11 protein-coding genes and 1 pseudogene are annotated in these 8,704 nt (G+C 73.3%); 7 read left to right on the top strand and 5 right to left on the bottom strand.

All coding sequences use genetic code 11. From position 1 onward, the window contains the following. The 7 genes from G6O69_RS39080 to G6O69_RS41385 form a co-directional block, all read left to right on the top strand. Nucleotides 1–275 (top strand): ATP-binding protein (locus tag G6O69_RS39080; RefSeq protein ID WP_255216890.1); only part of this gene is annotated, 275 nt, incomplete at its 5' end. Nucleotides 276–301: 26 nt separating this feature from the next. Further along, complete coding sequence (locus G6O69_RS39075) at nucleotides 302–1,297, top strand: chemotaxis protein CheW (protein WP_176397475.1); 996 nt, start codon at nucleotides 302–304, stop codon at nucleotides 1,295–1,297. Beyond that, nucleotides 1,294–1,818, top strand: a complete 525-nt coding sequence (locus G6O69_RS39070; RefSeq protein WP_217909797.1) for a chemotaxis protein CheW — start codon at nucleotides 1,294–1,296, stop codon at nucleotides 1,816–1,818. The genes G6O69_RS39075 and G6O69_RS39070 overlap by 4 nt, the downstream gene beginning before the upstream one ends. Next, nucleotides 1,815–3,323 (top strand): chemotaxis-specific protein-glutamate methyltransferase CheB, encoded by a 1,509-nt coding sequence (gene cheB, locus G6O69_RS39065; RefSeq protein ID WP_172303010.1) that lies wholly within the window; start codon nucleotides 1,815–1,817, stop codon nucleotides 3,321–3,323. The genes G6O69_RS39070 and cheB (G6O69_RS39065) overlap by 4 nt, the downstream gene beginning before the upstream one ends. Then, nucleotides 3,323–3,553 carry a hypothetical protein gene (locus G6O69_RS39060; protein ID WP_176397474.1) on the top strand — a complete coding sequence of 77 codons (231 nt, stop codon included), beginning with the start codon at nucleotides 3,323–3,325 and terminating at the stop codon, nucleotides 3,551–3,553. The genes cheB (G6O69_RS39065) and G6O69_RS39060 overlap by 1 nt, the downstream gene beginning before the upstream one ends. After that, complete coding sequence (locus G6O69_RS39055) at nucleotides 3,550–4,068, top strand: CheR family methyltransferase (RefSeq protein ID WP_176397473.1); 519 nt, start codon at nucleotides 3,550–3,552, stop codon at nucleotides 4,066–4,068. Before G6O69_RS39060 ends, G6O69_RS39055 begins: the two co-directional genes overlap by 4 nt. Nucleotides 4,069–4,364: 296 nt before the next feature. Continuing rightward, the gene (locus G6O69_RS41385; protein ID WP_255216888.1) at nucleotides 4,365–4,496 is read left to right on the top strand and encodes a hypothetical protein; all 132 of its coding nucleotides are present in this window, start codon (nucleotides 4,365–4,367) and stop codon (nucleotides 4,494–4,496) included. Here the strand turns inward: G6O69_RS41385 and G6O69_RS39050 are convergent. From G6O69_RS39050 to G6O69_RS41375, 5 genes and pseudogenes are all read right to left on the bottom strand, one after another. Next, nucleotides 4,493–5,350, bottom strand: coding sequence for a CheR family methyltransferase (locus G6O69_RS39050; protein ID WP_176397472.1), 858 nt, complete (start codon nucleotides 5,348–5,350; stop codon nucleotides 4,493–4,495). The genes G6O69_RS41385 and G6O69_RS39050 overlap by 4 nt on opposite strands. Then, nucleotides 5,350–6,858 carry a chemotaxis-specific protein-glutamate methyltransferase CheB gene (cheB, locus tag G6O69_RS39045; RefSeq protein WP_172303010.1) on the bottom strand — a complete coding sequence of 503 codons (1,509 nt, stop codon included), beginning with the start codon at nucleotides 6,856–6,858 and terminating at the stop codon, nucleotides 5,350–5,352. The genes G6O69_RS39050 and cheB (G6O69_RS39045) overlap by 1 nt, the downstream gene beginning before the upstream one ends. Then, complete coding sequence (locus G6O69_RS39040) at nucleotides 6,855–7,379, bottom strand: chemotaxis protein CheW (protein ID WP_217909797.1); 525 nt, start codon at nucleotides 7,377–7,379, stop codon at nucleotides 6,855–6,857. The genes cheB (G6O69_RS39045) and G6O69_RS39040 overlap by 4 nt, the downstream gene beginning before the upstream one ends. Next, nucleotides 7,376–7,729: a chemotaxis protein CheW gene (locus G6O69_RS41380; protein ID WP_255216887.1), complete on the bottom strand. Its 354-nt coding sequence runs from the start codon at nucleotides 7,727–7,729 to the stop codon at nucleotides 7,376–7,378. The genes G6O69_RS39040 and G6O69_RS41380 overlap by 4 nt, the downstream gene beginning before the upstream one ends. Before the next feature lie 269 nt (nucleotides 7,730–7,998). Continuing rightward, nucleotides 7,999–8,637, bottom strand: a pseudogene (locus G6O69_RS41375) (chemotaxis protein CheW); the annotation flags it as partial. Between the last annotated feature and the right edge of the window lie 67 nt (nucleotides 8,638–8,704).

Below are 8,704 nucleotides of genomic sequence, written 5' to 3'. Positions count from 1 at the left end.
ATCAGCGACGACGGGGCCGGCGTCGACCCGGCAAAGATCCGCCGCCGGGCCGCGAAGCTCGGGTGGAGCGCGGAGGCCCTCGACGCCCTCGACGAGCGGGCGCTGCACGAGCTGCTCTTCGTCCCGGGTTCAGCACGCGCAGCGAGGCCGGCAAGCTCTCCGGTCGCGGCGTGGGCCTCGACGTGGTCCGGACCAACATCGAGCGCCTCGGCGGGACCATCGAGCTGCACAGCCGCCTCGGGCGTGGGACCACGGTCCGGGTCAAGATCCCCTGACCCTGGCGATCGTCCCGGCGCTGATCGTGACCTGCGCCGGACAGCGCTTTGCGATCCCCCAGGTCAACCTGATCGAGATCGTGCGCGTGCCGGCGGCGGCTCGCCGCGAGCGCTTCGCGACGATCCACGGGGCGGCGGTCCTGCGCCTGCGCGGGCACCTGCTGCCGATGACCGCCCTCGCCCGGGCCCTGGCCCTCGGCGAGGGCCGCGGCGGGCCGAGCGAGGCCGAGCTCACGGGTGAGGGCGCCAGCGAGGGCGAGCCGCGAGACGCGACGGTGGTCGTGCTCCAGGCCGACGAGCAGCGCTACGGCCTGCTCGTCGAGGCCGTCCACGACACCGAGGAGATCGTCGTCAAGCCGCTGTGGTCGGTGCTCGACGAGCTCGGCTGCTACGCGGGCGCGACGGTGCTCGGAGACGGCGCGGTCGCGCTGATCCTCGACAGCGTCGGCCTGGCCGCGCGCGCGGGCCTGCTCGACGAGGTCCTCGCGGGGGAGCAGGAGCAGGCCCAGCGCGAGCTCGTCGAGGAGCCGGCGCGGCGGCGCGGGAACGCCACGGCCGGCCCGCAGCGTCAGTACCTGCTGTGTCGCAGCGCCGGCGCCGAGCGCCTGGCGATCCCCCTGGCCGAGGTCTCGCGCCTCGAGGAGATCCACGCCTCGAGGGTCGAGCGCATGGGCCCTCAGGAGGTCATCCAGCACAACGAGGAGATCGTGCCCCTGGTCCGGCTCTCGCGGCTGCTCGGAGGAGAGCTCGGCGCGGGGGCGCGCGCCGAGGCGCCTGGGGAGATCGGGGGCGAGCTCGATCGCCTGCAGCTGGTGATCCACCGCGTCGACGGCCGGCCCGCGGGGATCATCGTCGACGAGCTCCTCGACATCATCGAGAGCGGGGCGCCGGTCCAGCGCCCCGCGGCTCGCCCGGGGGTGCTCGGCTCGCTGGTGATTGACGGCCAGGTCACGGAGCTGCTCGACGTCGAGGGCGCGCTGCGCCTGGGGACCTCGAGCTTCTCGAAGGAGCACACACGATGATGACGAACACGCGGCGTCAGGTCTGCACCTGTTGGATGGCCGGGCAGCACCTCGGCCTGGAGATCGAGCACGTCCAGGAGGTCCTGCGCGTGCGCGCCATGACCCCGGTGCCGCTGGCTCCGCCGGCGGTCTGCGGGCTGATCAATCTGCGCGGCGAGATCGTCCCGGCCCTGGATCTGCGGGTCTGCTTCGGCCTCGCCAAGCGGCCCTTGGCCTGCGCGGAGATCGGCGCGGGCTCGGCTGTGCCCGGGGACGAGGACGCGGCCGAGAGCGAGGCGCACAACCTGGTCTTGCGGACCAGCGAGGGCCCGATCAGCCTGGTCGTCGACGAGATCGGCGACGTGCTCGAGCTCGACGAGCTCAGCTGCCAGCCGCCGCCGCCGAGCCTGCGCGGCCGGGCGCGGGCGCTGATCCGCGGCGTCCACGAGCTCGACGAGGGCCTGCTGCTCCTGCTCGACGCCGCGGCTCTGCTGGCGAGCGCGCGCGGAGAGGTCCAGGCCGCGGAGGAGCGCACGCCGTGAAAGGTGGCTCGCTTGCGCTGCTCGTCGAGGACAACCGGACGACCCGCCGGGTGGTCCGCAGCATGCTCGAGGAGCTCGGCTTCGTGGTCGCCGAGGTCGCGAGCGCCGGCGAGGCCCGGCGCTTCGTGGCCGGGAGCTCGAAGCTGCCGCGGGTGGCCTTCGTCGACTGGGGCCTGCCCGACGCCGAGGGCGTCGACCTGATCCGCGAGTGGCGAGCCCAGCCTCGCATGCACCGCTGCGCCCTGGTCATGTTGACGATCCGCGCGCAGATCGAGGCGATCAACGAGGCCCTCGAGGCCGGGGCCGACGAATTCGTGATGAAGCCCTGCACCGTCGAGGGTCTGGCGGCCAAGCTCGAGCTGCTCGACTTCCCCGAGCTCGATCGCTGCGAGGTCGGGCCCGTGGGCGCGGGGGACCTGCCTCCGCGGCGGCTGCTGATCGTCGACGACTCGGCCATCGCCCGGCGGATGATCGAGCTCGCCTTGCGTGGGCGCGAAGACGTCGAGCTCGTCGGCGCCGTGGCCAACGGTCGCGTAGCCCTCGAGCGGGTGCTCGCGGAGCAGCTCGAGCTGCTGATCCTCGACCTCGAGATGCCTCAGATGGACGGGATCGAGCTGCTCCGCGAGCTGCGCGAGGTCTCGCCGAACACAGAGGTGATCGTGTTCAGCAGCCACAGCCAGCGCGGCGCCGAGCAGACCGTGGAGGCCCTGCGCCTCGGGGCCCGGGACTACCTGCTCAAGCCCGAGCGCATGGACAGCATCGAGCAGAGCCTCGACTACGTGCGCGAGCAGCTCGGCCGGCGGATCGAGGCCCTGGGGGAGCGAGCCATGCCCGCCCTCGCCGCGCCGCCCCCCGTGGCCTCGGCGCCCGCCTTTCAGTTCACGCCGGCGCCCGGCGAGTGGGTCGAGCCCGAGGTCTTGCTGATCGCCGCGTCGACGGGCGGCCCGATGGTGCTCACGCAGCTGCTCACCGCCTTGCCAGGGCCGCTCGCCGTGCCCGTGGTCGTGGTCCAGCACCTGCCCGAGGACTTCATCCCGCTCTTCGCCGAGCAGCTCGCCGAGGCCTCGGGGCTGCACGTCAAGGTCGCCGAGCCCGGGGAGATCGCGACCGCGGGCGGGGTCTGGCTGGCCCCGGGCACCGCCCACCTGCGCCTGCGCCGTGACGAGCGCGGGCTGCTGTGCTTCGAGCACAGCCGCGGGCCGCGGATCCACGGCTGCCGACCTGCGGCCGACGTGCTCTTCTCTTCGGCGGCGCGCAGCGTGGGCGACCGCGCCGTGGCCGTGGTGCTCACCGGCATGGGCACCGACGGCTGCGAGGGCGCGCGCGAGCTGGTCGCCGCGGGCGGCCGGGTGTTCGCGCAGGATCGAGACAGCAGCGTGGTCTGGGGCATGCCCGGCGCCGTGACCCGGGCCGGCCTCGTCGAGCGCGAGCTCGAGGCCGACGAGCTCCCGGACGCCTTGGTCGCGCTCGTGGGCGAGCTCGGTGCGCAGGAGGGTCGACAGTGATGGGCACGGCCCCGCGCCCGAGCGCGGCCTTGGGCGCCGAGCAGCTCGACTTGCTGGCGGTCATGGTCGCCGAGCACACGGGCGTGCAGCTCTCGGTCGGTGAGGTCGGGATGGTCGAGGCGCGGCTGCTCGAATTCATGCGCGAGCGCGGGCTGAGCCTCGAGCAGGTCCTGGTCGAGGCCGCCTGCAACCGCAGGGGCGCGCTCGCCCGCGAGCTCGCGAGCGCTTGACCAACGCGGAGACCAGCTTCTTTCGCGACCCGCTGCTCTTCGACGAGCTGCGCAACTGGGTGCTGCCGAGCTGCTCGACGCGGCCCGGGGCGGGAGCCCGTGGTTTTTGGTGTGCGGCCTGCTCCACCCAGGGCCGGAGCCCTACAGCCTGGCGATGTTGCTCGCGACTGTTCCCCGAGGCCCTGGCCGCGGGCCGGGTGCGGCTGATCGCCACCGACGTCTCGCGCCGCAACCTCGAGCGCGTGCGCGCCGGCTGCTACACCCGCGGCGAGATCAACCGCGGGCTGCCGGCGGCCATGCTCGTGCGCTGGTTCGAGGACGAGGGCGGCTGCTGGCGGATCCACCCGCGGCTGCGCGAGCTCGTCGAGCTGCGCCACCTGAGCCTCATCGATCCCTGGCCCGCGCTGCCGAGCGTCGACCTGCTCTTGCTGCGCAACGTGCTGCTCTACTGGCCCATGGACCGCCGCGAGCTCGCGCTCGCCCGCGCGGCCAGGCAGCTCGCCCGGACGGCCTGATGGCCGTGGGCGGGGCCGAGATTCTCCCGATCAAGTCCGCCTTCGAGGCGGTCCAACGCAAACGCTGGCGCTTCTACCGACCTACTTCGACCGCTACGCCTCTCTAAGGAGTGAAACATGTCCGAGCAACCGCGACCTCCGCTGTCCTCGAGCGCCCGGCTTTCGCCGCGGCCATGCTCGATTCCCTCGCCCACGCCGTGATCCTGCTCGATCCGGCCTGAGTATCCGCTACTCAACACCGCGGCCCTGCGCGCCCTCGAGGCCTCGGCCCCGCGCTGCCCTGGACCGCGGTGTTGATGGTAGCGGATACTCAGGCCGGGATCGAGCAGGATCACGGCGTGGGCGAGGGAATCGAGCATGCCGCGGCGAAAGCCGGGCGCTCGAGGACAGCGGAGGTCGCGGGTTGCTCGGACATGTTCACTCCTTAGAGAGGCGTAGCGGTCGAAGTAGGTCGGTAGAAGCGCCAGCGTTTGCGTTGGACCGCCTCGAAGGCGGACTTGATCGGGAGAATCTCGGCCCCGCCCACGGCCATCAGGCCGTACGGGGCGAGCTGCCTGGCCGCGCGGGCGAGCGCGAGCTCGCGGCGGTCCATGGGCCAGTAGAGCAGCACGTTGCGCAGCAAGAGCAGGTCGACGCTCGGCAGCGCGGGCCAGGGATCGATGAGGCTCAGGTGGCGCAGCTCGACGAGCTCGCGCAGCCGCGGGTGGATCCGCCAGCAGCCGCCCTCGTCCTCGAACCAGCGCACGAGCATGGCCGCCGGCAGCCCGCGGTTGATCTCGCCGCGGGTGTAGCAGCCGGCGCGCACGCGCTCGAGGTTGCGGCGCGAGACGTCGGTGGCGATCAGCCGCACCCGGCCCGCGGCCAGGGCCTCGGGGAACCAGGTCGCGAGCAACATCGCCAGGCTGTAGGGCTCCTGCCCGGTGGAGCAGGCCGCACACCAAAAAACCACGGGCTCCCGCCCCCGGGCCGCGTCGAGCAGCTCGGGCAGCACCCAGGTGCGCAGCTCGTCGAAGAGCAGCGGGTCGCGAAAGAAGCTGGTCTCCGCGTTGGTCAAGCGCTCGGCGAGCTCGCGGGCGAGCGCGCCCCTGCGGTTGCAGGCGGCCTCGACCAGGACCTGCTCGAGGCTCAGCCCGCGCTCGCGCATGAATTCGAGCAGCCGCGCCTCGACCATCCCGACCTCACCGACCGAGAGCTGCACGCCCGTGTGCTCGGCGACCATGACCGCCAGCAAGTCGAGCTGCTCGGCGCCCAAGGCCGCGCTCGGGCGCGGGGCCGTGCCCATCACTGTCGACCCTCCTGCGCACCGAGCTCGCCCACGAGCGCGACCAAGGCGTCCGGGAGCTCGTCGGCCTCGAGCTCGCGCTCGACGAGGCCGGCCCGGGTCACGGCGCCGGGCATGCCCCAGACCACGCTGCTGTCTCGATCCTGCGCGAACACCCGGCCGCCCGCGGCGACCAGCTCGCGCGCGCCCTCGCAGCCGTCGGTGCCCATGCCGGTGAGCACCACGGCCACGGCGCGGTCGCCCACGCTGCGCGCCGCCGAAGAGAAGAGCACGTCGGCCGCAGGTCGGCAGCCGTGGATCCGCGGCCCGCGGCTGTGCTCGAAGCACAGCAGCCCGCGCTCGTCACGGCGCAGGCGCAGGTGGGCGGTGCCCGGGGCCAGCCAGACCCCGCCCGCGGTCGCGATCTCCCCGGGCTCGGCGACCTTGACGTGCAGCCCCGAGGCCTCGGCGAGCTGCTCGGCGAAGAGCGGGATGAAGTCCTCGGGCAGGTGCTGGACCACGACCACGGGCACGGCGAGCGGCCCTGGCAAGGCGGTGAGCAGCTGCGTGAGCACCATCGGGCCGCCCGTCGACGCGGCGATCAGCAAGACCTCGGGCTCGACCCACTCGCCGGGCGCCGGCGTGAACTGAAAGGCGGGCGCCGAGGCCACGGGGGGCGGCGCGGCGAGGGCGGGCATGGCTCGCTCCCCCAGGGCCTCGATCCGCCGGCCGAGCTGCTCGCGCACGTAGTCGAGGCTCTGCTCGATGCTGTCCATGCGCTCGGGCTTGAGCAGGTAGTCCCGGGCCCCGAGGCGCAGGGCCTCCACGGTCTGCTCGGCGCCGCGCTGGCTGTGGCTGCTGAACACGATCACCTCTGTGTTCGGCGAGACCTCGCGCAGCTCGCGGAGCAGCTCGATCCCGTCCATCTGAGGCATCTCGAGGTCGAGGATCAGCAGCTCGAGCTGCTCCGCGAGCACCCGCTCGAGGGCTACGCGACCGTTGGCCACGGCGCCGACGAGCTCGACGTCTTCGCGCCCACGCAAGGCGAGCTCGATCATCCGCCGGGCGATGGCCGAGTCGTCGACGATCAGCAGCCGCCGCGGAGGCAGGTCCCCCGCGCCCACGGGCCCGACCTCGCAGCGATCGAGCTCGGGGAAGTCGAGCAGCTCGAGCTTGGCCGCCAGACCCTCGACGGTGCAGGGCTTCATCACGAATTCGTCGGCCCCGGCCTCGAGGGCCTCGTTGATCGCCTCGATCTGCGCGCGGATCGTCAACATGACCAGGGCGCAGCGGTGCATGCGAGGCTGGGCTCGCCACTCGCGGATCAGGTCGACGCCCTCGGCGTCGGGCAGGCCCCAGTCGACGAAGGCCACCCGCGGCAGCTTCGAGCTCCCGGCCACGAAGCGCCGGGCCTCGCCGGCGCTCGCGACCTCGGCGACCACGAAGCCGAGCTCCTCGAGCATGCTGCGGACCACCCGGCGGGTCGTCCGGTTGTCCTCGACGAGCAGCGCAAGCGAGCCACCTTTCACGGCGTGCGCTCCTCCGCGGCCTGGACCTCTCCGCGCGCGCTCGCCAGCAGAGCCGCGGCGTCGAGCAGGAGCAGCAGGCCCTCGTCGAGCTCGTGGACGCCGCGGATCAGCGCCCGCGCCCGGCCGCGCAGGCTCGGCGGCGGCGGCTGGCAGCTGAGCTCGTCGAGCTCGAGCACGTCGCCGATCTCGTCGACGACCAGGCTGATCGGGCCCTCGCTGGTCCGCAAGACCAGGTTGTGCGCCTCGCTCTCGGCCGCGTCCTCGTCCCCGGGCACAGCCGAGCCCGCGCCGATCTCCGCGCAGGCCAAGGGCCGCTTGGCGAGGCCGAAGCAGACCCGCAGATCCAGGGCCGGGACGATCTCGCCGCGCAGATTGATCAGCCCGCAGACCGCCGGCGGAGCCAGCGGCACCGGGGTCATGGCGCGCACGCGCAGGACCTCCTGGACGTGCTCGATCTCCAGGCCGAGGTGCTGCCCGGCCATCCAACAGGTGCAGACCTGACGCCGCGTGTTCGTCATCATCGTGTGTGCTCCTTCGAGAAGCTCGAGGTCCCCAGGCGCAGCGCGCCCTCGACGTCGAGCAGCTCCGTGACCTGGCCGTCAATCACCAGCGAGCCGAGCACCCCCGGGCGAGCCGCGGGGCGCTGGACCGGCGCCCCGCTCTCGATGATGTCGAGGAGCTCGTCGACGATGATCCCCGCGGGCCGGCCGTCGACGCGGTGGATCACCAGCTGCAGGCGATCGAGCTCGCCCCCGATCTCCCCAGGCGCCTCGGCGCGCGCCCCCGCGCCGAGCTCTCCTCCGAGCAGCCGCGAGAGCCGGACCAGGGGCACGATCTCCTCGTTGTGCTGGATGACCTCCTGAGGGCCCATGCGCTCGACCCTCGAGGCGTGGATCTCCTCGAGGCGCGAGACCTCGGCCAGGGGATCGCCAGGCGCTCGGCGCCGGCGCTGCGACACAGCAGGTACTGACGCTGCGGGCCGGCCGTGGCGTTCCCGCGCCGCCGCGCCGGCTCCTCGACGAGCTCGCGCTGGGCCTGCTCCTGCTCCCCCGCGAGGACCTCGTCGAGCAGGCCCGCGCGCGCGGCCAGGCCGACGCTGTCGAGGATCAGCGCGACCGCGCCGTCTCCGAGCACCGTCGCGCCCGCGTAGCAGCCGAGCTCGTCGAGCACCGACCACAGCGGCTTGACGACGATCTCCTCGGTGTCGTGGACGGCCTCGACGAGCAGGCCGTAGCGCTGCTCGTCGGCCTGGAGCACGACCACCGTCGCGTCTCGCGGCTCGCCCTCGCTGGCGCCCTCACCCGTGAGCTCGGCCTCGCTCGGCCCGCCGCGGCCCTCGCCGAGGGCCAGGGCCCGGGCGAGGGCGGTCATCGGCAGCAGGTGCCCGCGCAGGCGCAGGACCGCCGCCCCGTGGATCGTCGCGAAGCGCTCGCGGCGAGCCGCCGCCGGCACGCGCACGATCTCGATCAGGTTGACCTGGGGGATCGCAAAGCGCTGTCCGGCGCAGGTCACGATCAGCGCCGGGACGATCGCCAGGGTCAGGGGGATCTTGACCCGGACCGTGGTCCCACGCCCGAGGCGGCTGTGCAGCTCGATGGTCCCGCCGAGGCGCTCGATGTTGGTCCGGACCACGTCGAGGCCCACGCCGCGACCGGAGAGCTTGCCGGCCTCGCTGCGCGTGCTGAACCCGGGGACGAAGAGCAGCTCGTGCAGCGCCCGCTCGTCGAGGGCGTCGAGGGCCTCCGCGCTCCACCCGAGCTTCGCGGCCCGGCGGCGGATCTTTGCCGGGTCGACGCCGGCCCCGTCGTCGCTGATCTCGAGGTTGACCAGGCCGCCCTCGTGAAAG

Source organism: Pseudenhygromyxa sp. WMMC2535 (assembly GCF_011083025.2).
The sequence above is the reverse complement of the archived record's forward strand: the minus strand, read 5'-3'. Positions and strand labels throughout refer to the sequence as shown.

Excerpts from the sequence above, each read along its gene's own strand:
- G6O69_RS41380 (WP_255216887.1), bottom strand. The coding sequence starts at position 7,729 with ATGGGCCCTCAGGAGGTCATCCAGCACAACGAGGAGATCGTGCCCCTG.
- G6O69_RS39050 (WP_176397472.1), bottom strand. The coding sequence starts at position 5,350 with ATGGGCACGGCCCCGCGCCCGAGCGCGGCCTTGGGCGCCGAGCAGCTC.
- G6O69_RS39040 (WP_217909797.1), bottom strand. The coding sequence starts at position 7,379 with ATGATGACGAACACGCGGCGTCAGGTCTGCACCTGTTGGATGGCCGGG.
- G6O69_RS39070 (WP_217909797.1), top strand. The coding sequence starts at position 1,294 with ATGATGACGAACACGCGGCGTCAGGTCTGCACCTGTTGGATGGCCGGG.
- G6O69_RS39060 (WP_176397474.1), top strand. The coding sequence starts at position 3,323 with ATGGGCACGGCCCCGCGCCCGAGCGCGGCCTTGGGCGCCGAGCAGCTC.
- G6O69_RS41385 (WP_255216888.1), top strand. The coding sequence starts at position 4,365 with ATGGTAGCGGATACTCAGGCCGGGATCGAGCAGGATCACGGCGTGGGC.